Source organism: Salinibacterium sp. G-O1, assembly GCF_030063305.1.
Classification (GTDB): domain Bacteria; phylum Actinomycetota; class Actinomycetes; order Actinomycetales; family Microbacteriaceae; genus Rhodoglobus.
In genome coordinates this window covers 54905-81145 of sequence record NZ_JASISV010000004.1, presented here as the reverse complement: position 1 = coordinate 81145, position 26241 = coordinate 54905, and the positions used below count along the sequence as shown (strand labels likewise).

The 26241-nt window shown below is 64.7% G+C and carries 25 protein-coding genes; 8 read left to right on the top strand and 17 right to left on the bottom strand.

Annotated features, from left to right (window positions below):
* The first annotated feature begins 15 nt into the window (after window positions 1-15).
* Both QMG83_RS13765 and QMG83_RS13760 read left to right on the top strand, forming a co-directional pair.
* Window positions 16-1041, top strand: a complete 1026-nt coding sequence (locus QMG83_RS13765) for a LacI family DNA-binding transcriptional regulator (RefSeq protein ID WP_283505987.1) — start codon at window positions 16-18, stop codon at window positions 1039-1041.
* 9 nt (window positions 1042-1050) lie between these two features.
* Window positions 1051-1335 (top strand): GNAT family N-acetyltransferase, encoded by a 285-nt coding sequence (locus QMG83_RS13760; protein WP_283505986.1) that lies wholly within the window; start codon window positions 1051-1053, stop codon window positions 1333-1335.
* Here QMG83_RS13760 and QMG83_RS13755 read toward each other — a convergent pair.
* The 3 genes from QMG83_RS13755 to QMG83_RS13745 are packed head-to-tail and all read right to left on the bottom strand — an operon-like array spanning window position 1325 to window position 2724.
* A complete protein-coding gene (locus tag QMG83_RS13755) occupies window positions 1325-1654 on the bottom strand; it encodes a hypothetical protein (RefSeq protein ID WP_283505985.1) in 330 nt (109 codons plus the stop codon). The genes QMG83_RS13760 and QMG83_RS13755 overlap by 11 nt on opposite strands.
* Window positions 1655-1685: 31 nt before the next feature.
* A complete protein-coding gene (locus QMG83_RS13750; protein WP_283505984.1) occupies window positions 1686-2102 on the bottom strand; it encodes a hypothetical protein in 417 nt (138 codons plus the stop codon).
* Window positions 2103-2127: 25 nt separating this feature from the next.
* On the bottom strand, window positions 2128-2724 hold the full coding sequence (locus QMG83_RS13745) for a TetR family transcriptional regulator (RefSeq protein ID WP_283505983.1): 597 nt from the start codon (window positions 2722-2724) through the stop codon (window positions 2128-2130).
* Window positions 2725-2817: 93 nt separating this feature from the next.
* On the opposite strand from QMG83_RS13745, the gene QMG83_RS13740 reads away from it, so the two are divergent.
* Entirely contained in the window at window positions 2818-3843 is a 1026-nt protein-coding gene (locus QMG83_RS13740; protein ID WP_283505982.1) for an NADP-dependent oxidoreductase, read from the top strand.
* A gap of 127 nt (window positions 3844-3970) precedes the next feature.
* On the opposite strand, the gene QMG83_RS13735 is transcribed toward QMG83_RS13740, so the two are convergent.
* From QMG83_RS13735 to QMG83_RS13690, 10 genes are all read right to left on the bottom strand, one after another.
* Window positions 3971-4735, bottom strand: a complete 765-nt coding sequence (locus QMG83_RS13735) for a siderophore-interacting protein (RefSeq protein WP_283505981.1) — start codon at window positions 4733-4735, stop codon at window positions 3971-3973.
* A complete protein-coding gene (gene lplAB, locus QMG83_RS13730) occupies window positions 4732-5781 on the bottom strand; it encodes a lipoate-protein ligase LplAB (protein ID WP_283505980.1) in 1050 nt (349 codons plus the stop codon). Before lplAB ends, QMG83_RS13735 begins: the two co-directional genes overlap by 4 nt.
* A 33-nt stretch (window positions 5782-5814) precedes the next feature.
* Window positions 5815-6708, bottom strand: coding sequence for an alpha/beta hydrolase (locus tag QMG83_RS13725; RefSeq protein ID WP_283505979.1), 894 nt, complete (start codon window positions 6706-6708; stop codon window positions 5815-5817).
* A 74-nt stretch (window positions 6709-6782) separates the two neighbouring features.
* Window positions 6783-7586: an HpcH/HpaI aldolase family protein gene (locus tag QMG83_RS13720; protein WP_283505978.1), complete on the bottom strand. Its 804-nt coding sequence runs from the start codon at window positions 7584-7586 to the stop codon at window positions 6783-6785.
* Window positions 7571-8356, bottom strand: a complete 786-nt coding sequence (locus QMG83_RS13715; RefSeq protein ID WP_283505977.1) for a fumarylacetoacetate hydrolase family protein — start codon at window positions 8354-8356, stop codon at window positions 7571-7573. Before QMG83_RS13715 ends, QMG83_RS13720 begins: the two co-directional genes overlap by 16 nt.
* The gene (gene hpaD / locus QMG83_RS13710; RefSeq protein ID WP_283505976.1) at window positions 8356-9450 is read right to left on the bottom strand and encodes a 3,4-dihydroxyphenylacetate 2,3-dioxygenase; all 1095 of its coding nucleotides are present in this window, start codon (window positions 9448-9450) and stop codon (window positions 8356-8358) included. Before hpaD ends, QMG83_RS13715 begins: the two co-directional genes overlap by 1 nt.
* Window positions 9451-9484: 34 nt before the next feature.
* Window positions 9485-11035: a 5-carboxymethyl-2-hydroxymuconate semialdehyde dehydrogenase gene (gene hpaE / locus QMG83_RS13705; RefSeq protein ID WP_283505975.1), complete on the bottom strand. Its 1551-nt coding sequence runs from the start codon at window positions 11033-11035 to the stop codon at window positions 9485-9487.
* A gap of 53 nt (window positions 11036-11088) precedes the next feature.
* Window positions 11089-11799 carry a GntR family transcriptional regulator gene (locus QMG83_RS13700; protein WP_283505974.1) on the bottom strand — a complete coding sequence of 237 codons (711 nt, stop codon included), beginning with the start codon at window positions 11797-11799 and terminating at the stop codon, window positions 11089-11091.
* Window positions 11796-13310, bottom strand: a complete 1515-nt coding sequence (locus tag QMG83_RS13695) for a fumarylacetoacetate hydrolase family protein (RefSeq protein ID WP_283505973.1) — start codon at window positions 13308-13310, stop codon at window positions 11796-11798. The genes QMG83_RS13700 and QMG83_RS13695 overlap by 4 nt, the downstream gene beginning before the upstream one ends.
* Before the next feature lie 116 nt (window positions 13311-13426).
* Window positions 13427-14116: an IclR family transcriptional regulator gene (locus QMG83_RS13690; RefSeq protein ID WP_283505972.1), complete on the bottom strand. Its 690-nt coding sequence runs from the start codon at window positions 14114-14116 to the stop codon at window positions 13427-13429.
* A gap of 173 nt (window positions 14117-14289) precedes the next feature.
* On the opposite strand from QMG83_RS13690, the gene QMG83_RS13685 reads away from it, so the two are divergent.
* Both QMG83_RS13685 and QMG83_RS13680 read left to right on the top strand, forming a co-directional pair.
* The gene (locus QMG83_RS13685; protein ID WP_283505971.1) at window positions 14290-15678 is read left to right on the top strand and encodes an MFS transporter; all 1389 of its coding nucleotides are present in this window, start codon (window positions 14290-14292) and stop codon (window positions 15676-15678) included.
* A gap of 40 nt (window positions 15679-15718) precedes the next feature.
* Complete coding sequence (locus tag QMG83_RS13680) at window positions 15719-17614, top strand: FAD-binding monooxygenase (protein WP_283505970.1); 1896 nt, start codon at window positions 15719-15721, stop codon at window positions 17612-17614.
* Here QMG83_RS13680 and QMG83_RS13675 read toward each other — a convergent pair.
* Window positions 17565-19247: a thiamine pyrophosphate-binding protein gene (locus QMG83_RS13675; protein WP_283505969.1), complete on the bottom strand. Its 1683-nt coding sequence runs from the start codon at window positions 19245-19247 to the stop codon at window positions 17565-17567. The genes QMG83_RS13680 and QMG83_RS13675 overlap by 50 nt on opposite strands.
* A gap of 274 nt (window positions 19248-19521) precedes the next feature.
* On the opposite strand from QMG83_RS13675, the gene QMG83_RS13670 reads away from it, so the two are divergent.
* Entirely contained in the window at window positions 19522-20946 is a 1425-nt protein-coding gene (locus QMG83_RS13670) for an aldehyde dehydrogenase family protein (RefSeq protein WP_283505968.1), read from the top strand.
* A gap of 113 nt (window positions 20947-21059) precedes the next feature.
* Here the strand turns inward: QMG83_RS13670 and QMG83_RS13665 are convergent, their stop codons facing one another.
* The gene (locus tag QMG83_RS13665; RefSeq protein WP_283505967.1) at window positions 21060-21899 is read right to left on the bottom strand and encodes a molybdenum cofactor biosynthesis F family protein; all 840 of its coding nucleotides are present in this window, start codon (window positions 21897-21899) and stop codon (window positions 21060-21062) included.
* 26 nt (window positions 21900-21925) lie between these two features.
* The gene (locus tag QMG83_RS13660) at window positions 21926-23398 is read right to left on the bottom strand and encodes an APC family permease (protein WP_283505966.1); all 1473 of its coding nucleotides are present in this window, start codon (window positions 23396-23398) and stop codon (window positions 21926-21928) included.
* Window positions 23399-23588: 190 nt separating this feature from the next.
* Here QMG83_RS13660 and QMG83_RS13655 point away from each other — a divergent pair, with 190 nt between their 5' ends.
* Together QMG83_RS13655 and QMG83_RS13650 are read left to right on the top strand one after the other, a co-directional pair.
* The gene (locus tag QMG83_RS13655) at window positions 23589-24338 is read left to right on the top strand and encodes an SDR family NAD(P)-dependent oxidoreductase (protein ID WP_283505965.1); all 750 of its coding nucleotides are present in this window, start codon (window positions 23589-23591) and stop codon (window positions 24336-24338) included.
* Window positions 24339-24356: 18 nt separating this feature from the next.
* Window positions 24357-25169, top strand: coding sequence for an SDR family NAD(P)-dependent oxidoreductase (locus tag QMG83_RS13650; protein ID WP_283505964.1), 813 nt, complete (start codon window positions 24357-24359; stop codon window positions 25167-25169).
* Between the two features lie 27 nt (window positions 25170-25196).
* On the opposite strand, the gene QMG83_RS13645 is transcribed toward QMG83_RS13650, so the two are convergent.
* The gene (locus QMG83_RS13645) at window positions 25197-26153 is read right to left on the bottom strand and encodes an AraC-like ligand-binding domain-containing protein (protein ID WP_283506228.1); all 957 of its coding nucleotides are present in this window, start codon (window positions 26151-26153) and stop codon (window positions 25197-25199) included.
* Between the last annotated feature and the right edge of the window lie 88 nt (window positions 26154-26241).

Below are 26241 nucleotides of genomic sequence, written 5' to 3'. Positions count from 1 at the left end.
CCTAGACTTCACCCCATGACGCTCGAACAACCCGGCAGACGCAGTGCGCCAACGCTGGAGGCCGTCGCGACCGAGGCCGGGGTGTCTCGCTCGACGGTGTCGCGGGTCGTCAACGGGTCGAGCCAGGTGCGACCGGATGTGGTCACCGCCGTCAACGCGGCCATCGCCCACCTCAACTACATCCCGAACCGCGCGGCGCGATCCCTCGCGAACAGCCAAACGATGGCTATCGCGCTCGTGGTGCCGGAGGATACGACCAGATTCTTCGGCGACCCCTTCTTCGCCCAGATCGTGCAGGGAATCGCACAGGGTCTTGAGGAGAGCGACTACGTTCTCAACCTGCAGCTCGCGAGCGCCTCAAGCCCGTCTGCCAAAACCATCCGCTACCTGCTCGGCGGCAACGTCGATGGTGCGATCGTCGTGTCGCACCATTCGGGCGATGACTTCTTTACGACGCTGGATGCCACCCTCCCCGTCGTGTTCGGCGGCCGGCCCTACTATCCGGAACTGCACACCAACAACTACGTGGATGTTGACAACGCGGCCGGTGCCGCGATGGCGACGAACTACCTCGTCGGGCTGGGTCGCAAACGCATCGCGACGATCGCCGGACCGGCCAACATGCAGGCCGCGCTCGACCGGTCCGAGGGCTGGAGTCGCGCCCTGCGCGACGCCGGGATGAGCGACGATCTTCGCGCCCAGGGAGATTTCACGGTAGCGAGTGGCGCATCCGCGATGAGGGAGTTGCTCGACGAGGCACCCGACATCGACGCGGTATTCGTCGCGAGCGACCTCATGGCAACAGGGGCGATCGCGGTACTGCGCGATCGAGGGCTGGCCGTGCCCGGAGACGTGGCAATCGTCGGGTTCGACGACAGCTCGGCGGCCACCGGCGGCAACATCGGCATCACCACTGTGCATCAGCCCTCACTCGAGATGGGTGTCGAAATGGCCAGGATGATGCTGTCCCTGTTGCGCGGGGAGCCCACGGAGCGCGAGTGCATCATGCCGACGAGAATGGTCATCCGCGACAGCGCGTAGGCTTGAAGCATGACCACCGAGGTGCAGCAGGACACGAACATGAACCGTTTCGAACTGCTCCTGGACGGCGCCAGCGTGGGCGAGTCTGACTACCGGATTCAGGACAACTCGATCGTGATAACCCACACCGAGATCGATCCGTCGCAGCGCGGCAAAGGTCTCGCTGGGGAGCTGGTGCGCGGAGCACTCAACCTGATCCGGGCAGATACCGACTACCGCGTCGTTCCGAGTTGCCCGTTCACCGCTGACTGGATCTCGAAGCATCCGGAGTACGAAGACCTGCTCAGTCGCTAGCCGCGGGGCCCTCGTCGTCGTCCTTGTAGTGCTTGCCGCGCTGCGAGAGGTCGATTTTGAGCTGGCCGTCGTAGATGCCGAAATCGCCATCCCCCGGTAGCGGAGCGGGCGCTGGCAGGATCGACTGGCGATCCATCTCGATCTGGGCCTCGTGACGAGTGGGGTTGAACACCTCGTCACCGATTCCGGCGATGCCACCGCCACTGCCACCCGGCGACTTGCTTTTGTCGGTGAGATCGATGAGTCCGACATGCTGTGCGATGTAGAAAACGACACCGACGCCAACGATGATGAGTATGACGATCCAGGGCTCCACCATCACAGCTTACGGTGGAGCGGCTCGTGCCGGGTCAGTTACATAGTCGTTCGCGGAGCCAGTCGGCCGCGTCGGCCGTTGCCAGGTCACCTCTCAACAGTGCGCGCGCAAACTCCACGGCGAGGTCGGTTAACTTGCCGTCGGGCGATGACGGGGCATCGCGCCCCACCACGATCGACAGCCACCGGGTGAGCGTGGGTCCTACCCGCGCTGCCGAGGTCGCGATGCCGGCGAAATGGCGAGCCTGGCCGTCGGAGTCGTCATCGAATTCGCTGGCCATCCCTCGCCCGGGGAAGTGATTGCGGCCGCCGCGTGCGAGGTCGATGAGTGCGAGCGGTCCCGTGCGGATGCCCGCCGCGGCAGTTCCCAGCGCAACAAGTGCCCGGCGGGGGTCGCTCGTCTCGATGGCAATCAGCTCGACAACCCTCACCAGCTTCGCGCACGCATCCATCACTCCACGCTAGGCGATGCGCGGATCAGGGGCCGACGATCCGGCGTGCCGCCTGCCGCACCGATGCGCGCTGGGCCTCACGGTCTGCGTCAAAGCCTGCTGGATCGATGGTGCGCAATTCGGCTGGCGCACGATTCCAGTTCGTGGCCACGGCAAGCAGAATGGCGAGCAGCTCCTCCGGTCGCCAGCTCTGATCGGCGAGCCCGCGTTGCTGTGCATCCCGAATGACGTCGAGCTTGTGGAGGTACCCGAGCGTTCGGTCGCTCGAGAAGGCACCCGCGGTGGCCGTGTCGTGTAGCCACGCCCACGTCGCGATCCGCTGCACGCTCTCGTCGCGCGCGAAGTAGTCGTGGAGCATCACGGTGTACTCGACGAGGTCGACCTCGATGGGGACGGCGTCGGCGAGGCGGTCGAGGCCCTGCTGCATCACGTGCCCGAAGAGGGAGTCTTTGTCTCCGAACCACGCGTAGATGCGTTCCTTGCTGGCTCTCGCGGTGTCTGCGATGCGGTTGATCCGGGCGCCGGCGACACCATATTCGGCAAACTCCGCCGTCGCTGCCTCGATCACCCGCTGCTTCGTTTCGCGACCGCGAAGCTGATCGCGCGGTGCTGTGGGTTCCATGCCGCGCCACCTCCCTTACCGTACCGACTGGTTTGACTAAGGCTACAGGGAAGCATACGATCGAACCAAACGGTTTGATAAAGGAGCACAGTCTTGACCACCACAATCAGCACGAACACCAGCACCAGCACCCAATGGCAACTCGTCTCCCGCCCCAAGGGCGAGCCGACCGCCGACAACGTTGCCAAGGTCGAGGTGGAGCTGCCTGACCTCAGCGCCGGCGAGGTTCGCGTGCGCAACACCTACTTCTCGGTCGACCCATACATGCGCGGCCGCATGAACGAGGGCCGCTCGTACGTCGCGCCGTTTGCTCTCAACGAGACCATGGAGGGCGCCGCGGTCGGCGAAGTCATCGAGTCACAGGATGACTCGCTGCCCATCGGCACGCTCGTGCAGCACCAGCTCGGCTGGCGTGACATCGCACAGGGGCCAGCGGCGCAGTTCCGACCCCTGCCGAGCATCCCCGGAGTGTCACCCTCGCTGTTCCTCAGCGTATTGGGCATCACCGGAATCACGGCCTGGGTCGGACTGACCCAGATCGCCGGCATCAAGGAAGGCGACACCGTCTTCGTGTCAGGCGCGGCCGGCGGAGTCGGCACGATGGTGGGACAGATCGCGAGACTGCTGGGCGCATCCCGCGTCATCGGCAGCGCCGGAACCGCAGAAAAGGTCACGACTCTCACCGAGAAGTACGGCTACGACGCGGCCTTCAACTACCGCGACGGCGACCTCTCGGAGCAGCTGGCCTCGGCCGCCCCCGATGGCATCGATGTGTACTTCGACAACGTCGGCGGTGACCACCTCACCGCAGCTCTGGGCGCCTTCAACGACGGAGGACGCGCAGCGATCTGCGGCGCGATCTCGCTCTACAACGCCAACGGCGACATCGGGGTGCGCAACATGTCGAACATCGTCACCCGCGGCCTCACCCTCAAGGGCTTCACCATGGGCAATTACTTCCAGTTCGCCCCGCAGTTTGGCGAGGCCATGCGCGGCTGGCTCGGCGACGGCAAGATCGCCTACGACGAGACCATCTCCGAGGGAATCGACAGCGCGTTCGACGCGTTCACCGGAATGATGAACGGCGCCAACACCGGCAAGGCGATCGTTCGCCTGTAGCGCTCACGATCGCGGCCGCGGCGAGTTGCGCGGCTGCGTCATCGAGACCTCCACTTCTGCTGGGTCTGCGGCGCCAGAGGCAGCAAAAGTGGAGGTCTCGGCGCGGGGAGGTCTCGCGCGGGCGGGTCTACTCCGAGACGGGCGCGATCACGCCGATGGGCTCGCGCTTCTCGGCCTGGAAACGATCTTCGGTGCGGCCGAAGGCCCAGTATCCGGAGAGCGACAACTGGTCGCGGGTGATTCCCCGGTCGCGGAACAGATCTCGCAGTGCTTTCATGGCCGAGCGCTCACCGTGGGCGAAGATCTCCGCGCGGCCGTCGGGCCACTGGGCGGCGGCCACGGCGTCAGCGAGAGCGGTGGATGCCCCGACAACCCCGGTGCCGGATACAAGCCACCGCACGGCGACGCCGGCTGGCGCATCCAGCTCAAGAATTTCGTCGGGGCTGGCGACCTCGATGAAGGCCAGGCCAACCGCCGTGGATGCGAGCACCTCGAGTGACGCGGCGATCGCCGGCAGCGCGGACTGGTCGCCGACGAAGAGGTGCCAGTCGGCAGCGGGGTCTGGCGAGTAGCCGCCCCCGCCGGGCGTCGTGATGGTTATGAGGTCGCCGGGCCGAGCCCGGTCTGCCCATGGGCCAGCGATCCCGTAGTCGCCATGCACCACGAAGTCGATGCTCAGGGTGCGGGCGACGGGGTCGACGGCACGCACGGTATAGGTGCGGGTCACCGGCACGCCATCCGGCGCGAAGAAGATCTTCACGTATCTGTCTGAGAAGTCGTTCGGCTCGACGTCGTCGAATCCGTCACCGCCGGCAACGATTCGTACGAGATGTGGGCTCAGCTGCTCGCGGCGCAGCACGCTCAGGGTGACCTGCTTGCTTGCGGGCCTCACGGAACCCGCCGCAGCCAGTCCTCGGTGCCGAACTTCTCGGCGACCAGCTGCTCGGCTTTCGCCAGCTCGTCCGGTGTGATCTCGCTCGCGGTCGCACCGTACAGTCCGGTGAAGGTGGCCGTCATCCTGTCAATGATCTCGGCGCGACTCAGGCCGGTCTGGCTGCGCAAGGGGTCGACGCGCTTGTTGGCGCTCTTGGTGCCCTTGTCGCTCATCTTCTCGCGCCCGATGCGCAGCACCTCGACCATCTTGTCGCCGTCCATGTCGTAGCTCATGGTGACGTGGTGCAGCACTGCACCACTGCCGAGCCGCTTTTGCGCGGCTCCACCGATCTTGCCCGTGGGACTCGTGATGTCGTTGAGGGGAACGTACGACGCATCGATGCCGAGCGACTTCAGAGCGACAATGACCCACTCGTCGAGGAACGCGTACGAATCGGCGAAGCTCATGCCCTGCACCAGCTCTGAGGGAGCGTAGATCGAATAGGTGATGACCGAGCCGGCCTCCATGAACATCGCGCCTCCGCCCGAGATGCGGCGCACGATCTCGAAACCGTGCTTCGCGGCGTTGGCCTCATCGACCTCGTTCTTCACAGACTGGAAGCTGCCGAGCACCACGGCCGGCCTGTCCCATTCCCAGATACGCAGGGTGGGCTTCCGGATGCCGGCACCGACCTCCTCGGAGAGCACCTGATCGAGCGCCATCTGCAGCACCGGGGCGATGGCGGGGCCCTGGATGACCTGCCATTCGTAGTCGCGCCATCCCGTCGCCTTCTGCAGTGCCCGGCGAATGGTGGTCGCGACAGCTTCTGGCGAGAACCCGAGGAGCAGCGCCCCCTCGGGTAGCGCTGCGGCGATCGACTTCGCGAAGGCCGCGGCCTCGGCGTTTGCCGGCATGCCGTTGACGGCCGAGTTGATCGAGTCGAGCGCGCTGTCCGGCTCGAGGAAGAAGTCACCCGCGAGACGGAATTCCGCGATCTTGCCGTCGACGACCTCGAGGTCAACGACGACGAGCTTTCCCCCTGGAACCTTGAACTCACCGTGCATCAGTGACCGCCTCTCGAAACGTACCAAGCAAGGCTAACCCGCGGGCGGCGGCGGGGTTGCGGTGTGCAGGCGTGCGTCGAGCCAGACGATCAGGTCGTGGATGACCTCGTCCCGGTTGATCTCGTTGAACACCTCGTGGCGCGCATCCGGGTAGATGACAGCCATCACATCGGTGAGCTGCGAGCGGCGGTGATAGGCCTCAGCGAGCTTCTCGACGCTCCTCTCACCTCCGAGCGAGTCGTCGCTTCCGATCATGATGAGCAGCGGGATGTCGCGCTCGAGGTTCTTCGCCGGGCTGCCGTAGAGCCGCAATCCGTCGGCGACCCCGAATAACTTGAGCACCTTCGCGTCGAACGTGAGCGGGTCATCCACGAAGGCCTGCAGGATTGCAGGATCGCGCGAAAGCCAGTCGTATCCGGTCGGGCCGAGGTGACGGTGCTTCGCGGCCAGATCGCCGCCGTTCATGAACCTGGGCGAGCGGTGTGCCGTGCCGGTGAGTACCACCGCGTCGTATTCGGCCGAGTGCTCGTTGAAGATCTTCTGCACCATGAGCGAGCCCCAGGAGTGCCCGAGCAGAACCAGCGGGATGTCCGGGTTTTCGCCGCGCGCGATGCCGGAGAGCTGGCGCACGCCCTCGATCGTGGCACGGAGGCCGCCGACCCCGAGGCGCCCGAGGCGGGAGACGTCGTTGTTGTACTGCTGCATGCCGGTCGCGCCGTGGCCGCGATGGTCGTCGGCGTAGACCGTGTACCCGGCGGTGACGAGAGCCTGGGCGAGGTATTCGTAGCGCAGCGCGTGCTCGCCAATGCCGTGCGCGAGCTGCACCACTCCCTTGGGCGTGGCCGACTTCCACACGTAATAGTGGACGGTAACGCCCTGGGCATCAGTGAAGGTCTGATGATCGCGAATCACAGTGAAATTGGGCACGGAGCCTCCTCGCTCACTGTCATCGTACGGGCATCCGGCTCAGGCACTTCCGCAATGAACGGGAATGCGCGACTTTAGTACGAGGCCCGTTCGGAGCCGTCGGCTGCCGGTGACCAGCGCTGCGCGAAGGCCTCGGATCCCCGCGCCAGGAGGGATACGTCTGCTCCGACGGCGATGAAGTCGGCGTTGGCGTCGACATAGGTCTGCGCCACGGCGGGATCGAAGGCGTTCACGCCGACCGGGACGCCGGCGGCGTGCGCGGCCTCGAAGGTGCGCACAACGGCGGCGATGACATCCGGATGCGACTGCTGCCCGAGCAGGCCCATGGATGCCGCGAGGTCGGATGGTCCGACGAATATTGCGTCGATGCCGTCGACAGCCGCGATCTCGGCGGCAGCCTCCACGGCGGCCGCAGTCTCGATCTGCACGGTCAACGAGACATGAGTATCGGCGGATGCCAGGTAGTCGTCGACGCGGTTCCAGCGTGCCGACCGGGACAGCGCACTGCCCACCCCTCGCAGTCCGCGGGGCGGGTAGCGCACGGCTTCGACGACGGCGCGCGCCTGCTCGGCGGACGACACCATCGGCACGAGAAGGTTCTGGGCGCCGATATCGAGAATCTGCTTGATGATGACGACGTCTGCGGTGGGAACCCGCACGACCGGTGTGGACGGGTAGGCGGCAACCGCCTGGAGCTGAACGAGGGTCGATTCCAGCGAGTTCGCGGAGTGCTCCATGTCGATGAGGAGCCAGTCCAGTCCCCCGCCCGCACAGATCTCGGCCACGAGCGGACTGCCCGAACACACCCACATGCCCGCGAGGGGTCTGGATGCCTGCTGCAGCCGATCGCGAAAGGTGTCAGCTAGACGAAGCGGCATGTGATGGTCCCCAGCTCTCGATAGTCGGCAAACACTGTGTCGCCAGGATGCACCCACATCGGGCGCGTGAAGGAACCTGCGAGCACGATTTCGCCCGCTTCGAGTCGATCGCCGTGCTGGGCGAGCTTGTTGGCGAGCCACCCGACACCGGCCGCGGGGTGGTTGAGCACGGCGGCGGCCACCCCGGATTCCTCGATCACCTCGTTGCGGTAGAGCAAGGCCGAAACCCATCTCAGGTCGACCTCTCCCACCTTCACAGGATTTCCGCCGTAGACCATCCCACCCAGGGCAGCATTGTCGCTGATCGTGTCGACGATCGTGCGACCCTCCATCTCGATGCGCGAGCTGAGGATCTCAAGTGCCGGAACCACGTATTCCGTCGCACGCAGCACGTCGAAGATAGTGACATTCGGGCCTTCCAGCGGCTCGGCGAGCACAAAGGCGAGTTCGACCTCCACTCGCACGTTGGAAAATCGCGCATGCTCGATGACCGACCCGTTTTCGTACACCTGATCGGCGAAGATCATCCCGTAGTCGGGTTCTGAGATGCCGGTCGCGACCTGCATGACCTTGCTGGTCAGCCCGATCTTGCGGCCAACAGGCCGACGGCCTGATTCGATCGAGCGTCGGCGCCACTCGTTCTGCACCGCGTATGAGTCCTCGACGGTCATGCCTGCATGTCGCGCGGAGAGCAGCGGAACCATGGATCGGTTCTTCTCGGCCTCGGCCAGCTCGTCGGCGATGGCGGTGATGGTGCCGGTGGGTAGCATCAGAGCTGGTTTCCGAGCTTGTACTCGCCCTGCTTGTAGTCGGGCATGGGCTGGTCGTCGTCCTTGCGGGTGTACGAGAACCCGTCGGCGCCGATGGTCACATCGATCTCGGACGGATCGGTGCGCTCGATGATCGGCTGCGGGTTTCCGTCGAGGTCGAGCACGGGCGACGCGTCGCGGTACCAGCTGGGCACCACGGGGTTTCCCCACCAGTCGCGCCGCTGGTTGTCGTGCACGTCCCACGTGACCACCGGGTTGTCGGGGTCACCCGTGTAGTAGTCCTGTGTGTAGATCTCGACGCGGTGGCCGTCGGGATCCCGCAGGTAAAGGTAGAAGGCATTCGAGACACCGTGACGACCGGGGCCGCGCTCGATCGCATCCGATCGACGCAGCGCGCCGAGCTTGTCGCAGATCGCGAGGATGTTGTGCTTCTCGTGGGTGGAGAACGCGACGTGGTGCATCCGCGGGCCGGCTCCCCCGGTCATCGCGGTGTCGTGAACCGTGGACTTGCGGCGCATCCAGGCCGCGTACGTCGTGCCCGCCTCATCCTGAATGTCTTCGGTTACGCGGAATCCGAGATCCTCCATGTACTTCACCGCGCGGGGAACATCGGGGGTTACCTGGTTGAAGTGGTCGAGTCGAACCAGCGAACCTGGCGTGTAGAGGTCGTAGCGCCACGCGAGGCGCTCGACATGCTCGACATCGTGGAAGAACTCGTACGGGAAGCCGAGGGGATCTTCGACGCGCACCGAGTCGCCGATGCCTTTCGTGAAGCCGTCGGCGCGGCGCTCGACGCGGCATCCGAGTTCCTCATAGAAGGCAACAGCCTTGTCGAGATCTTCGGGGGCCCGCACGCGGTATGAGAACGCGGCGACCGCAGCAACCGGGCCCTGACGCAACACCAAGTTGTGGTGGATGAACTCCTCCATCGACCGCAGGTAGACGGTGTTCTCGTCCTCCTCGGTGACGGTCAGGTCGAGCACGTCGACGTAGAACTCGCGTGATGCGGCGAGGTCGGTGACGACCAGCTCCATGTACGCGCAGCGCAGGATGTCTGGGGCGGGTGATTGTGGCGTGGGGATGGGGGTACTCATGTCAGCGTCCTTGCGTGTTGAGAGGTGATGGCGGTTAGCGGGGGTCTGGGTTATCGAGTGAGGGCTCGACCGTCTCGGATTTGCCGAAGGTGGGGTTGTGCACAGCGCCCAAAGTGATGTGCACCGCCTGCTGGTCGGTGTAGAAGTCGATGGACCGGTAGCCGCCCTCGTGCCCGAGGCCCGAAGCCTTCACGCCGCCGAACGGGGTGCGCAGGTCGCGAACGTTGTTGGAGTTGAGCCAGACCATCCCCGCCTCGATCGCCTGCGAAAAGTTGTGCGCGCGCGTCAGGTCATTCGTCCAGAGGTAGGCAGCGAGGCCGTATTTCACGCCATTCGCGAGCGCCAAAGCTTCCTCGTCGCTGTCGAACGGTGTGATGGCGACCACCGGGCCGAAGATCTCCTCCTGGAAGATCCGGGCGTCCGGCGCGACGTCGGCGAACACCGTCGGCTGCACGAAGTTGCCGGCATCGAATCCGTCTGCGCGGCCCCCTCCGGCCACGAGTCGGCCCTCGGTTTTGCCGATCTCGATGTAGCTCATCACCTTGTCGTAATGTTCGGGATGCACGAGCGCTCCCACCTCGGTGCGAGGGTCGTGCGGGTAGCCGACGATGACGCGCTTGGCCTGCGCCGCATAGCGCTCGACGAAGTCGTCGTAGATCGACCGTTCGACGAGGATCCGGCTGCCCGCGGTGCACCGCTCGCCATTGAGCGAGAAGACGCCGAAGATCGTCGCGTCGATCGCCGCGTCGAGGTCCGCGTCGGCGAAGACGATTGCGGGCGACTTGCCGCCCAGCTCCATCGACAGTCCTTTGAGGAAGGGCGCGGCATTGCCGAAGATCAGCTGGCCGGTGCTGCTTTCTCCGGTGAACGAGATCAGCGGAACGCCGGGATGCTTCACGAGGGCGTCGCCGGCATCCTCACCGAGCCCGTTGACGAGGTTGAAGACGCCCTTGGGCAGGCCGGCCTCCTCGAAAATTCCCGCCCACAGTGAGGCTGAGAGCGGAGTGAACTCGGCTGGCTTGAGCACGACAGTGTTGCCGGTTGCGAGCGCCGGGGCCAGCTTCCACGACTCGAGCATGAAGGGGGTGTTCCAGGGAGTGATCAGCCCGGCCACGCCGATCGGCTTGCGGTTGACGTAGTTGATCTGGCGTCCGGGCACCTTATAGGTGTCGTCCGACTGGGCGACGATCAGATCAGCGAAGAAGCGAAAGTTCTCGGCGGCCCGTCGGGCCTGGCCGAGCGCCTGGGTGATCGGCAGTCCCGAATCGAAGCTCTCGAGTTCCGCGAGCCGTGCGTCTCTGGATTCGACGATGTTCGCGATGTTGTGAAGGATGCGGGATCGCTCACGCGGCAGCATCCGGGGCCATGGTCCGTCGGTGAAAGCACGGGTGGCGGCAGCAACCGCGAGGTCGATGTCGGCCTTCTTGCCGGCAGCGGCCTTCAGGTAGGTCTCGTTCGATACCGGGTCGAGCACATCGAACGTGTCGCCGTCGGTCGAGTCGACGAACTCGCCGTCGATGTAGTGCTGGATGCGGTCAGGAAGGTCGGCGGGAACGTAGCGTGCCGCGGTGCTGGTGTCGGTCATGTGAACCTCCGGGTTCGTCGGGGTCAGGTTGTGGTCGCGGGGTGACACGTCGTTCAGAACGCGGGCATGTTGAGCGCCGCATCCGGATGTTCGTGAATCATGTATGCGTCGAGGGTTGCCGCGCGGTGGCGTCGGGCGATCTGCTCGATCGCTCCGAGCGGTTCACCGGAGGCGATGCACGCGAGGATCTCCTCGTGCTCGCGCACGGATTCGGCCGCACGCCCCGGAACGAAGCTGAAGGTCGACTCACGGAGATGTCCGAGCCGGGCCCATTCCGCGTTGACGAGTTCGAGCATGCGGGGATTCGCGCAGCGGGCGAACAGAATTGCGTGGAATTGCTGGTTCAGCGTGGTGAAAGCTCGGGGATCGAAGTCGTCGAGTTGCTTGATCATCTCGTCGTTGATGTCTCGCGCTGCGCGAAGATCTTCCGTCGTCAGCGCCCGCGCTGCCAGCGCGGTTGCCGCCCCCTCGAGGATGCTGAGTGACTGCATGCTGAAGCGGTATTGAGCGTCATCCACCATCGCGACATGCGCGCCGACATTGCGCTCGAAGGTGACCAGTCCCGCCGCTTCGAGCTGACGGATCGCCTCGCGGACCGGCACGACACTCATATCGAGTTCGGCCGCAATGGAACCGAGCACCAGCCGGTGGCCGGGGGCTAAATCTCCCGCCGCAATGCGCTCTTTGATCCACTCGTGTGCGCGCTGCGACTTGCTCTGCGCAGTCTGGCCCGGCTCCGTGGGGGTGGTTACCTCGCTGGTCATCGTCCACTCCGTTCGGCGTCGAAGCGTGCTCGCCATTCGGCGTTCATGGGAAAGAGCCCCTCGATCGGATGTCCCGCTGCGACCTGCCCGGCAACCCAGGCGTCCTCGTCCTCCTGGGCGAGTGCGGCATCCACCACCTCTTCAACGAGCCCTGGCGGGATCACGATCACCCCGTCGTTGTCGCCGACGATGATGTCACCGGGCTGCACGGTGGTGCCGCCGCATCCAATGGTCACGTCGCCTTCCCAGGGCACATGCCGGCGACCCAGAACTGCAGGGTGGGCACCGTTCGAGTACACGGGGATGCCGACAGCTCCGACGGCGTCGTAGTCACGCACGCCGCCATCGGTCACGATTGCTGCCGCGTTGCGCGCATGAGCACGAATGGCGAGGATGTCGCCGAGGGTGCCGGAACTGGCATCGCCCCGAGCTTCAATGACGATGATCTCGCCGGCGCGGACCGTATCGAACACCCGCTTCTGCGCGTTGTAACCGCCGCCATGAGTGCCAAACAGGTCTTCGCGGTTGGGCACGAATCGAAGCGTCTTCGCGGTGCCGACGATCTTGACCCCGGGATGCATCGGACGCACCCCGTCGATGGTGACGTTATTGAGCCCGCGTTTGCGCAGCTGGCCGGAGAGCGCGGCCACCGGCACGGCCGCCAGCTTTCGGCGAAGTTCGTCTCCGAGCGTGCCTCCGGCCTCGGCGGAGGGCAGCCCCGCCAGCTCGGCAGAGCCCCAGGCCTCGGCGCGTTGGGTGTCGTCGACCGCCGGCATCGAGCCGAGCTGGGGATCGAATGGCGCGGTTCCCTGAGATACCGTGGTCACCAGCCGGCCAGACGTCGGGGCGCCAGGAGCATCAGGTGCGTCGACCTCCACTTCGACGACATCGCCGGGGGTCACGACGGATGATCCGGCCGGAGTTCCGGTGAGGATCACATCTCCGGTCTCGAGAGTGAAATGCTGCGAGAGGTCGGCGACCAGCCGGGGAAGCGAGAAGATGAGCCCGGCGGTGGTGTCATCCTGAACCAGTTCGCCGTTCACCCAGGTGCGGACTCTGAGGGCCGAGGGGTCGATCGAGCTCGCCTCAATGAGGGCCGGACCGATGGGCGTGAAGCCGTCTCCACCCTTCGATCGCACGTTTGACCCTTTGTCGTTGGCTCGCAGGTCGTAGAGCCCGAAGTCGTTGGACGCGGTGACCGCCGCCACGTGCGACCAGGCGTCCGCGACGGATACTCGTCTCGCCGCCGCGCCGATCACGAGTGCGATCTCGCCCTCGAAGGCGAGCAGTTCCGTGCCATGCGGGCGCTCGATTTCCGAGCCGGATGCGGCGACCGAGCTGGAGGGTTTGAAGAAGTACGACGGGTCGTTCGGGCGCCGACCACGCTGCTGTGCGCGCGAGTCGTAGCTGAGGTGGATGGCGATGATCTTGCCCGGGCGGCCAGCGAGCGCGCGGAACCGTGGGTCAGCGGCATCCGGAGTTGTCTCGGCGTCTGCGGTGATGTCGGTCATGGGCTTCCCTACCTGAGTGGTGGTGAAGATCGTATACGATCTATCCGGGGTTGCGCAATGATCGTTCAAAAACCCACTCCCCCACGCGGGACAACGCGGGACAACGCGGCGTCTCGCTAGCCGAGGGCCTGCTGAATCCGTGCCGCCGACGTGGCGAGTACGCGGGCGATCTCGTCCGGAGCGTGCTCACTTGCGACGTACACGACCGCCAGGGCCGCGGGATTGCGTCCACGCAGGGTGATCGGAACTGCTACCGACCGAAGGCTGGGGATGACCTCGTCGTGGCTCGTCGCAAAACCCTGCGCCGCAGCATCCACGAGTTCCGAATGCAGCTGAGGCGAAGCAGACTCGGGCCAGCGAGCATGGGGAAGAACGGAGAGGATCGCCTTGCCGGGGGCGCCGACGTGAACGGGATGCCGCGTGCCCGGCCGCTGCGCGACCGATGCCACGGCATGTCGAGGCTCAATGCTGGTCAGCGTCACGCACTCGTCGTGGTCGAGAACAACGACGAAACTGGTCATCCCGAGCTGGTTCGCGATGGTGGTGAGCTCCGGGAGGGCCTCGGCCTGAAGGTCGTGCGCGACACCGGCCGCGAGCGCAGCCATGCGCGCTCCGAGTGACACCAGGCCCGAGCCGTCGCGGGTGACGAGCCGGTGGACTTCGAGCGTCTGCAGAAGCCGATAGGCGATCGATCGGTGCACTGCAAGCGCGTCTGCGATCTGCGCGATCGAGAGCGGGCCGCTGGAGTCGGCAAGGATTTCGAGGATGCGGATTCCGCGGCTGAGCGTCTGCGAGGCGGGTGCCACTGGCGTGTCGGTGATTGCCCTTGCTCCTTAGTTCTTCGTCCTGCGCGGAACGCGGCCTTGTGCGCCACAATTGCTTCGTATACGATTCAGGCCAATAGTAGAACTGCCTGTTCGAATATAGAACAAGCGCGGCAATTGTGCCAAACGACATTATGACGAGGGAGTCATTCTCAATGTCCACATCTCCACTGAACCGCACGGAGCCGACGACCCCCGGACGTATCGCCACTCCGCTCGATCGACGACGGGTCGTCTTCGCGACCGTGATCGGAACTTCGGTCGAATGGTACGACTTCTTCATCTACGCCTTCGCTGCCGGCCTGGTCTTCAGCCAGCTCTTCTTCGAGCCCGCGGGGGCGCAGCTGGCGATCCTGCTGTCGTTCGCGACTGTGGGTGTCAGCTTCCTGTTCCGCCCCCTCGGCGCGTTCCTGGCCGGACACCTGGGCGACATCTTTGGACGTCGGATCATCCTCGTCAGCACCCTGGTCCTGATGGGCTCGGCTACCGCCCTCGTCGGCCTGCTGCCCACGTACTCCCAGATCGGCGTGCTTGCCCCGATCCTGCTGGTGTTCCTGCGGATCCTGCAGGGCATTTCGGCCGGCGGCGAATGGGGCGGCGCCGTTCTGATGGCCGTCGAACACGCGACGCCCGAACGCCGGGGACTTTTCGGCGCATCACCGCAGATCGGCGTGCCGATCGGACTTCTCATGGCCTCGGGCGCTCTCGCCCTCATGTCGATCATCGCTCCGGGCGATGCGTTCATCGAGTGGGGCTGGCGCGTGCCCTTCCTGCTCAGCGTGGTACTGATCGCCATCGGCTACTGGGTTCGTCGCCGGGTGGAAGAGAGCCCCGTGTTCCTGGAGATCGCAGCCCGAAAGGAAAAGACGAAGACGCCGATTGTGCAACTCTTCAAGAAGCACTCGCTTCTCGTACTCATCGCCGCCCTCGTCTTCGCCGGAAACAACGCGGTCGGCTACATGACCACCGGTGGTTACATCCAGAATTACGCCACCAACCCCGACGGCCCGGTCGGAATCGAGCGCGGACCCGTGCTGTGGGCAGTCGCCGGATCCGCCGTCGTGTGGCTGGCATCGACATGGTTCGCAGGGTGGCTGTCAGACAAATTTGGCCGACGCAACACCTACATCCTTGGCTGGATCCTGCAGCTCGGCGGCGTCTTCACCCTGTTCCCCCTCGTAAACACCGGCCAGATCGTGCCGCTGTTCCTCGCGCTGGCGATTCTCACCGTTGGGCTCGGCTTCACCTACGGCCCGCAGGCGGCTCTGTACTCGGAGCTCTTCCCGGCATCCGTGCGGTTCTCGGGGGTATCTATCTCTTACGCCCTCGGTGCGATCATCGGTGGCGCCTTCGCGCCAACGATCGCCACCGCTCTCGTGCAGGCCACGGGGACAACGTGGTCGGTCACCCTGTATCTCGCGGGAATGACGCTCATCGGTCTCATTGCCACTCTCCTGCTGCGTGATCGTACGGGCATCCCGCTCGGTCCGGACCACGAGGCCGAGCAGGCCGTGAGCCCCATCTACGGTCGAGCCACCGCCTGATTGTCCGATAGTCGACCGCGCGAAGAGCTGAGGAGCCCCCATGCAGTTTCATCATCACGGCTATGTGTCGGGCGACCCGCGCATCATCCCCGCCGCTGGCACCGGGATTGACCGGCCCCAGGAGCTTCCCGACGAGGTCGACGTGCTTATCGTCGGCAGCGGTCCCGCGGGCATGCTGCTTGCCGCACAGATGTCTCAGTTCCCGGATGTCACGACCCGCATCATCGAGCGACGCGAAGGTCGACTCGCTCTCGGTCAGGCAGACGGCATCCAACCGCGCAGCGTCGAGACGTTCCAGGCCTTCGGATTCGCGCCCCAGATCGTGGCCGAGGCCTACAACATCGCGCACATGAACTTCTGGAGCCCGGATCCGGAGAATCCCGGCAACATCGTCCGAACGTCACGCACCCAGGACTACGCGCAGTTCATCAGCGAGTTCCCGCACCTGATCGTCAACCAGGCGCGGGTGCTCGACTACTTCGCCGAGGCCGCACACCATGGCCCTGGCCGGATCGGTGTCGACTACGGCCTGGAGTTCCGCGGTCTCACCGTGAACGAGACTGGCGATCATCCCGTGACTGTGACGCTGCGTCACGCCGGTGGCGACGGGGCTGAGCGGTCTGTGCGGTCTGTGCGGGCAAAGTATGTGGTGGGATGCGACGGCGCACGCAGTCTCGTGCGTGAGTCGATCGGACGAAAGCATGTGGGTGCCGCGTCGCTGCATGCCTGGGGTGTCATGGATGTGCTGGTCAACACCGACTTCCCGGACTGGCGCATCAAATGTGCGATCAACTCCGAGGCCGGCAACATCCTTCACATTCCTCGCGAGGGCGGCTATCTGAGCCGCATGTACATCGACCTCGGTGAGGTGGCCGAGGATGACAAGCACCGCGTGCGCGAGACCTCGGTCGATGCGATCATCGCGCGGGCGAACCAGATCCTGCACCCGTACACACTGGACGTGAAGAGTGTCGCCTGGCACAGCGTGTACGAGGTCGGGCATCGAGTCACCGACAAGTTCGACGATGTACCGGCTGACTCCGATCGCACCCCGCGGGTGTTCCTGACCGGAGACGCCTGCCACACCCACAGCGCCAAAGCCGGTCAGGGCATGAACGTGTCGATGCAGGATGGCTTCAACCTCGGATGGAAGCTGGGTCACGTGCTCACCGGTCGCAGCCCCGAATCGTTGCTGTCAACGTTCTCGGCCGAGCGTCAACCGGTGGCACAACAGCTCATCGACTTCGACCGGGAGTGGTCGACCCTGATGGCTCGCAAACCGGAAGATATCTCCGACCCTGGCGAGCTGGCGGACTACTACCTGAAGACCTCGGACTTTCCGTCGGGCTTCATGACCCAGTACACGCCATCGATGATCGTGGGCAACGCGGAGCATCAGGGACTGGCGGAGGGGTTCCCGATCGGCAAGCGATTCAAGTCATCGCCGGTGACCCGGGTTTCTGACGGCAACAGCCAGCACCTCGGACACCATGCGAGGGCTGACGGCCGTTGGCGCATCTACGCGTTCGCCGACGCTCCGGCCTCGGGCGAAGACTCCGCGCTCTCCGACTGGGCTCGATGGCTGTCGACCTCACCCGATTCTCCTGTGGTGCGCCACACCCCGCACGGCACTGACGTCGACAGTGTCCTCGACGTCAAGGTGGTCTACCAGCAGAGCTTCGACAATGTCGACATTGCACGGGTGCCCGGGACGTTCCTGCCGAAGACCGGGCCGCTCGAGTTGACCGACTGGGAAAAGGCCTATGCGGTCGACCCGACCGACGACATCTTCGATGCTCGGGCGATCTCGCGAGCTGGCGCCGTCGTGGTCGTGCGCCCGGACCAATACGTTGCGCACGTCTTGCCGCTCACAGCGACCGGCGAGCTCACCGCTTTCTTTGCGCAGAACCTGACGCCGGCGAATTCACGCGAATGATCTCTTCCTGATACGGCGCGACCACGTCACCGGAGATCCGAAGATCGAGCAGGAGGAAGCGCCGCTCCGAAGCCGGGATCGTCACCCATTCTGCCAATCGATCCAGGTCGGCCAACTCCCGCACGATGACACCCTCCGCGCCGACGGCCTCGGCGAGACCGGCGAAGTTCACCTCGGGAATGAGCATCGGCGCTTCGGCCAATCCCTTGCGCCCATAGAGGTGCACCTCGGCGCTGTAGGCGGCGTCGTTCCAGACGACCGCAAGCCCTCTTCCGCCGGCAGCCCTGACCGCCGACTCGAGATCGGCGAGGGCCATGAGACCGCCGCCATCGCCGGTGGTCAGCACGACCGTCGACTCCGGCCTGGCCAGAGCCGCGCCTGGCACTGAAGCAAATCCGAGCCCGATCGACTGGAACGCGGTTCCGACCATGATCATTCGGTCGGGCGCCGCAACTGTCCAATACATGTTCGCCCAGCCGATGAAGTGCCCGCCGTCCGACACGACGACCCGGTCATCCGGCAGAAGCTCACCGATGCGGACCGCGACCGAACGGGGATCGAGTCGGCCGTCCGGGGCGCTGTCGTCTCCGCGCGGATACGACCTCGCGGCAGCTACGTTGACCGAGTCTCGCCATCCCGCCGCCGCCGTACCGATTTCGCGCAGCTCACTCAGCAGCTCCCGCGCGACCACCCTGGCGTCGCCACGAATATAGGTACCCACGTGCGGGTGCGTGGCGGCCGGCGCGGTGTCGACCTGCACCACGCGCGTACCCGGCGCGAAGAGGTCGCCGAAGCGCATGGTGAATTGATTGAGGGATGCCCCGAACACGACCGCCACGTCGGCGTCACGCACGAGTTGCATTGCGCCGTCGGCACCGAAACCACCTGTCACGCCGAGATCGTGCCCGTCGTCCGGGAAGACGCCACGACCGAGAGCCGTGCCGGCCGTCAGTGCGCCGGTTGCGTCGGCCAGCTCCCCCAGTGCGCCTCCCGCGTCGGCAAGCCACGCGCCGCGACCGGCCAGCAGAAACGGCCGTTGAGCCTGCGATAGCGCCACGGCAAGCTCACGTATGGACGCGGCGGTGAAGGGTCCATGGGGTTGAAGAGGTTCGGGCAGCCGGGGCTCGGTGGTCTCCGGCACCGGCCCGGCTTCGAGCGCAGCGACGTCGTACGGAATCGCGAGGACGGCGGGGATGCGGTACGCCAGGGCGTGCTCGATCGCGATGAGCGTGGTGGCAGCGGCATCCGCTCGCCCGACCGTGTAGGTGCGCGCACCGATCGCTGACGCCAGGGCGATCTGATCGACATCCCACGCCCGTGGGCCGGAGGTGGGCTCGTCACCCACGACGAGCACGAGGGGAATGTGCGCCTGCACCGCCTCCGCGAGCGCCGTCAGGGTGTTCGTGAAGCCGGCACCGTACGTCGAGGTCGCTGCGGCGATACCTCCACCCGCCCTGAAGTAGGCGTCGGCAGAGACGACCCCACCGGCCTCGTGGCGCACTGCGGTAAAGGTCACGGAGGACTGCTTCTCGAGCGCGTCGAGGAAGTAGGCGTTGCCGTTGCCCATCACCCCGAAGACATCACTGATGTGGCGGGCGAGGGTGGAGGCAACGTGGGCTGAGACTGTCGACATGGCAGAGGCCTTTCGAGACGACGACGGATGGATGATTCCGTGTGTGTCTCGCGCGTCCCCCGCAGTTATGACGGGGACGGCTGCGTGCTCCTTTTTCGAGCACCGACGGTATGCGTGCGCCGGACACGAGCAGTCTACGACCCAGCGGTGCAGAACGGTTCGCCCAGAGTCATCGACGGCGCGCTGTGCAACAACCCGCCCGGCGCCGTTCAACGCAGACTGGCAGCAGGCTGGCGCAAATAGTGCCTCCACAGAACCAATGAAGGAGACACTGATGTCCGATTCCACTCAGGTGCTCGACGAGACCGCGCTCCTTGACCGCATCCAGGCCGCGGAGGGCGCCGGTCGCGACATCCTCGACGCCGCCACTCGCGAGGTTATCGGGCGTGCTCCCGTGCAGGACATTTCGGATGTCGATGCTGCCGTCGCCCGCGCGAAAGCCGCGCAGCCCGGGTGGGAGGCTCGCGGGCATGACGAGCGCATTGCGCTGCTGATGAAGACGGCAGACGCCATCGACGCGAACGCTGAGGCTCTCGCGCGACTGCTTTCGCGCGAACAGGGCAAACCGCTCAACGGCCCCAACGCTCGATTCGAGGTGGGGGCGTGTTCGGGGTGGCTCCGTGCCACTGCGGCGACCGTGCTGGAACCGCAGGTGGTTGTTGACGATGGCGAGGTCCACGCCGAAATGCATTACCGCGCAGTTGGCGTCGTGGGCGCGATCGGGCCGTGGAACTGGCCGATGATGATCGGGATCTGGCAGATCGCCCCTGCCCTGCGCATGGGCAACACTGTGGTCGTCAAGCCGAGCGAAAACACTCCACTGAGCGTGCTGGCCATGCTGTCGGTCATGAACGATGTGCTTCCGGCCGATGTTCTCATCGGGGTCTCGGGTGACCGGGAAGTGGGGGCACGGCTTGCCGCCCACCCGAATATCGACAAGGTGATGTTCACGGGGTCCACTGCGACGGGCCGCAAGATCATCGAAAGTTCCGCTGGCAACCTCGCCCGCCTCACTCTCGAACTCGGCGGGAATGACGCGGGAATCGTACTGCCAGGCGCTGATCCCAAAGCCATCGCCCAGGATCTCTTCTGGGGCGCGTTTATCAACACCGGCCAGACCTGTGCGGCGCTCAAACGCCTCTATGTGCACGACTCGATCTACAACGAGGTCGTGGACGCACTGAAAGACGTCGTGGAACAGACCCCGATGGGTAACGGACTCGACGAGAAGAACGTGCTCGGGCCCCTGCAGAACAAGGCACAGTTCGACATCGTCGCGAGGCTCGTGGATGACGCCAGGGCGAACGGCGGTCGGATCGTCACCGGAGGCGCACCGGCTTCCGAGCTGGGCGAACTGTTCTACCAGCCCACCCTGGTCGCCGATGTCGCGGATGGCGTCGCACTTGTCGATGAGGAGCAGTTCGGGCCCGTGCTTCCGATCATCCGATACTCCGATGTGGAGGAGGCGATCGCCAGCGCGAACCAACTCGAGTTCGGTCTTGGCGCATCGGTGTGGGGTGACCGGGACGAAGCGCGCAAGATCGCGACGCGCATCCAATCCGGCACCGTGTGGATCAATTCGCACGGCGGAGTGCACCCGATGATCCCGTTTGGCGGGGTCAAAGGCTCCGGGTACGGGCTCGAGTTTGGTGTTGAGGGACTGAAGTCCGTCGCCGTCCCCCAGATCATCAACGGCTGAGGCACTACGCCCTCGCGATGAATCGCGAGAGCCAGAAAGACCTCCTGGGTGTGTGACAACTCACCACCCAGGAGGTCTTTTCAGTTCACGACCCAGAACGGGTCACCAACCTGTCAGCGCTCGAGCGGCCTTGAAGGGTCGTACTCGACCGGATGGACGGTGTTGGACAGCAGCCGCCCGTGGGCGCCGAAGGTGAAGTGCGTCGGAGCTGCTCCGTTCTCGCCTTCGCCGAACAGTACGCCGTGCGACCGTATCGACTTCTGGTCGCGGTGGTCGGCGATCGTCACCGAACCGCACGGGATGACCTTCTCCCGCCAGGTGAACACGTAGATGCCCGGTCGAATCATCCACACTGAGTTCTCGTCGGTGTCGGCGAGACCCTGCTCGGGGCCAGCCAGACACTGCCACGTGTACCAGTGGGGTGACAGGTACAGGTGCTCGTAGGCGTGCTCGCTTGAGTAGACCCAGAGCACGCGGCGACCCACCAGCTCCATCGTCGGCGCTGGAGCTTCGCCACTCTGACCCAGCTCTTCGAGACGACCGGGGGTGAACACGTGCTGCACAGCGACCTGCGCAGTGGTCTTCTCCCCAAGAACGCTGATGATCGAAAGGGAACGCCCACTGCGTAGGTCGAGAATCAGCGAGACGGCCTCGGTGGGTCGATATTCGTGGTGAAACTGTGCGTAGAACAGGTCGTCGTCGACCTCAATGACCTCGCACGTGTCGGTGTGCGAAGCGGCCTCGATATCGTCACCTTCACCTGGTCGGTAGTTCCACGAGACGGTGCCAGGGCCGAACGTGTGCGTTACCCGAGTACCACGGTCATCGACGGTGGTGAATGTCTTGCCCTCGAGCGCGGTACTCAACTCGGCTTTGCTCGCATCGAACCCTGGGGCCAGGCCGTCCAGCGGAAGCCAGGTTGTGGTGTCTGACAGGTTGAGACCGTTGGTCATGAAATGCTCCTTCTCTATTTTCTGGTTCACAGTGAATTAGCGCGTTCAGCTGAGTCAGCTGGAACATGCGCATTGAACTTCTCAATGTCGGTCGCTAGACCTTCGTAGACGGCCGGCTTGGACCTCTTCAGGTAGACCCCGTAGACGATGCCGCCTATTAGGGCCAGCACCAGCAACAGCGGCATGAGCAGGATGAGAGGTTCGCTGGAACCGGCGACGACATCGAAATTCAGGACAGCAAGGATGATGATCATCGAAAGCCCGAGGAAACCGATTCCCGGTGCGATGAACGTGCTCCACCAGCGCGGATCGTTCGCTCGGCGAAAGTGCACGACAATCGCGAGTGCGGCAAGACCTTGCAGGACAAGAATGGCCAGGGTTCCGAAGCCCAGCATGGCGGGAACCAGGTTGACGATCGGATCCAGCCCGGCAATGAGGAAGAAGAGGGCGACAACCGCAGCGAACGAGCCCTGAACGATGCCGGCCAGCTGCGGCGCTCCGTTGGAACGTGTCCTGGCCAACGCGTGAGGAAGCACTCGAGCGCGGCCCAATGAGTAGAGGTAGCGCGTCGCGGAGTTGTGAAACGCGAGCATTGCCGCGAAGAGGCTCACGAGGAGCAGAATTTCCATGATCGTGGTCGTCACCGGGCCGAGGTAGGTCGCGGAGAGGGTGAAGATAAGATCACCGGTGGGAAGGTGCTCGAGCGCGACATCCTGCGCCTGAGCGACTCCCGTTGCGCTGACGACAGCCCACGTGGTGACACCGAGGATGATGCCGATCGCGATGATCGCCGTATACGTGGCGCGCGGAATCGTCTTCAGCGGATTCCGCGCCTCCTCACTGAAGAGTGCTGTTGCCTCGAAACCCAGGAAGCCGGTGGCCGCGAGCAATAGACCGATCGGAAGCGACCCCGAGAAGATCGCCTCAGGGCTGAACGATGACACGTCATAACCGGTTTGCACCAGCACGGCGACATCGAAGACCACCAGAATGGCGACCTCGAGGATGAGAGAGACCCCCAGCACCTTCGAGCTGAAGTCCACCCCCGTGCGCGCCATGAGGAACGCGATGATGATGGACAACAGGCCCCAGATGTACCAGTTCATATCGAATCCGGTGAGCTCGGCGACGATGATCTGCATGAAGAAGCCGCTCGTGCCGATGGTGCCGACGACGAAGAAGTTGTAGCCGAGCGTCGCAATGAAGCCTGCGACGAGCCCCCCGGTGCGTCCCAGTCCCTTAACGACGAACGCATAGAATCCGCCGGAATTGGCCAGTTGCTTCGACATTTGCGCATAGCCGATCGCGAAGAACAGCAGAATAATCGCGACGATGAAGAACGATGCCGGCGTGCCGCCGCCGTTACCCAGTGCGATGGCTATCGAAGCCACGACGACGATGCCGGTCAGCGGTGCCACCGCTGCTAGAACAAGAAAAACGATCCCGGCGACTCCGAGGGCATTTTTCCGAAGGGTGGTGTTGACATTCGGGTTGGTCACGTCGGCTCCTTTGCGCGAGGCGTGGTGCGGCGGTCGTATGACCGTCGAATCCGATTGTGCTCGGCGGAAGGACTTAGCAGTTGATTCACAGCGCACAGCGGTGCTCCTGAAGCGCAGGGACGCCGCACGACCACAGCGGACTGTGGATGATTGCGAGGAAGCAGTCACTCACCACGAAAGCGGGACGACAATGGAACTCGGGCTAGCAGGTCGCACGGCGATCGTCACTGGCGGCGCCGGGGGCATCGGCGCAGCCGTCGTCGCAGCGCTGGTGCGGGAGGGCGTGCGGGTGGCAGTGCTCGACAGGGATTCCCGGGCGCTCACCGGCATGTGGGACACCACAGATGCCGTCTATCCCGTCGCGGCGGACGTAACCGACGAAGCCAGTGTCGCGGATGCCGTCGCTCGCGCCACGGATAACCTGGGTAGCCTCGATTTTCTGGTCGGCTGTGCCGGAATATCGGGCCCCGTCGGCAGATCGCTCATCGACACCACGCTCGCCGAGTGGAACGAGGTGTTCGCGGTCAATGTGGCGGGAAATTTTCTCGCGCTGAAGCACGCACTGCCCGCGCTCACGACTTCTTCCGCGGCATCCATTGTTCTGGTCGCCAGCGATTCGGCACTGGTCGCTGCTAGTGGGATGGTGCCGTATTGCGCCTCGAAGGCTGCCGTCGTGCAATTGGCGCGAGCGCTCGCCGTTGAGGTGGCCGACCAGGGCATCCGTGTGAACGCGCTGTGCCCCTCGATCGTGGATACCGGGATGAGCAGAGACGATCTCGATCTTCCCGAGGGATTCAGCCGCATGGGCTACCCCGTGCACACGGCGGCCGAGGTCGCCGACCAGATCCTGTTCCTGCTTTCACCGCGGTCCCGCGCGGTGAATGCGACGGCGGTCATCAGTGACTTTGGGTACAGCGCCCGATCGAATTTTCCAGCGTAGAAAGCGAGACGGATCACCATGACGACATCAGGATCGACGCTCACCGGCAAGGTAGTCGTGATCACCGGCGGTGGAACGGGAATCGGAGCGGCGATCGCCGAGCGCTTTTCCGCAGAGGGAGCGCACGTTGTGGTGATCGGGCGCCGTCGCGAACCACTGGAACGGATCGCGACGTCGCTGGGCGCGATGGCGGTCGTCGCCGACGCGGCCGACGGTGAAGCCGCACGAGGTGCGGTGCAGTCGATCCTGGCGAAGTTCGGCCGCCTCGATGTCTTCGTCGCCAACGCTGGTGGACATGGGTTCAGTCCCGTCGGTGACACCGACGACGCAGCGTGGGAGGCGGCGTTACGAGCCAATCTGACGACGGCTTTCACGATGGCACGGGAATGCCTTCCATCGCTCGTCGAAGCGAAGGGGCAGATCGTCATCATTTCGTCCCTGGCGGGACTATTCGCTGGCCCGTCGGTCGCCGGCTACACCGTAGGGAAGCACGCACTCATCGGACTCACGAAGACACTGGCCCGTGACTACGGGCGCTCAGGCGTCCGGGTCAACGCGATCTGCCCGGGCTGGGTACAAACCCCGATGGCCGACGACGAAATGGATGAGTTCGCATCGCACGCGGGCCTCGACTCGCGCGAGAAGGCCTACGAGACGGTCACCGCCGACGTTCCGCTGCGGCGCCCAGCCCAGCCCTCGGAAATCGCCTCGGTGGCCCGGTTTCTCGGATCTGCCGAATCGTCATACATGACCGGCGCAGTGCTCGTGGTGGATGGCGGGGCGCATATCGTCGATGTTCCGACCCTCGCGTTCGATCACGCCGGAATGTAGGCGCGAGCCAAGCGCAGAAAGCGTGGATCAGTGGGTTGAACGGTACTCGCTGGGCGCCACGTCATAAACCGTTTTGAAGGCACGACTGAAGTGCGCTGCGTCGACAAAGCCCCATCGTGCCGCTACCGCGGCCACAGGTCGGTCGGCGAATGCGGGATCGACGAGATCGCGTCGGCACCGTTCGAGCCGTCGTGAGCGGATCCAGGTGGAGACCGTCATCCCCTGCTCCTGAAAGAGCACGTGCAGGTGGCGCGTTGAGATGTAATGAGCGGCTGCGATGGATGAGGGGCTGAGGTCTGTCGACGCGAGATGGTTGTCGATGTAGCCCCGAATGCGGTGCACGAGTGTTCGATGGGGGTCGGCGGATGCGTCGTCAAGGCCGAGCTCGCGGGTGAACACGGCCGTGACGAGATCGAGGGCGCTGTGCGTAAGGCTTGCCCCGGTCGCACCGGAGATCTGATCCAGATTCGCCGCCAGTTGCGTGAGGTAGGGCGCGACCACGGCTCCGAGACCCTCGGATCCCGAGATGCGCACCGCGGTGAGCTCCCCCACAACCGCTGGCGGAAGGTTGATGAGGTGCTGTGGGAACATCACGACCATGGTGCGAAAGTTCTCATCGAAGACGAGTGAGTAAGGGCGGCTGGTGTCGTAGACGGCCAGATCGCCCACCTGCAGCACCGCCTCCCGATTGTCCTGGATCAGGAGTCCGGTGCCGGCAAGCATGAGGCTCACCTTAAAGAAGGCACGATCGTCACGGGCAATCAGCTCGGGGGTGCGCTCGACCGTGTGATCGGTAGCACGGACATCCGTAACGTGGATGTCATCGCTGCCCGCGCCCCTGAGCACTGCCCGAAAGTGGTCGGCGTGGTTGCTGGTGATGTGCAGAGGAACGAACGACTCGTTGACGGCTGACCGAAACTCGCTGATGCTTCGTGCGAGCGTCGTGGAGACGACATCAGGCCTGGAACTTGTCAGCACGTTCATCACCTCGATCTCAGATCGCAACAACACCGTATACGATCGTGAAGCCGATCATACGCCGCGTCGTGACGATAACAACAGGATGCTGCCG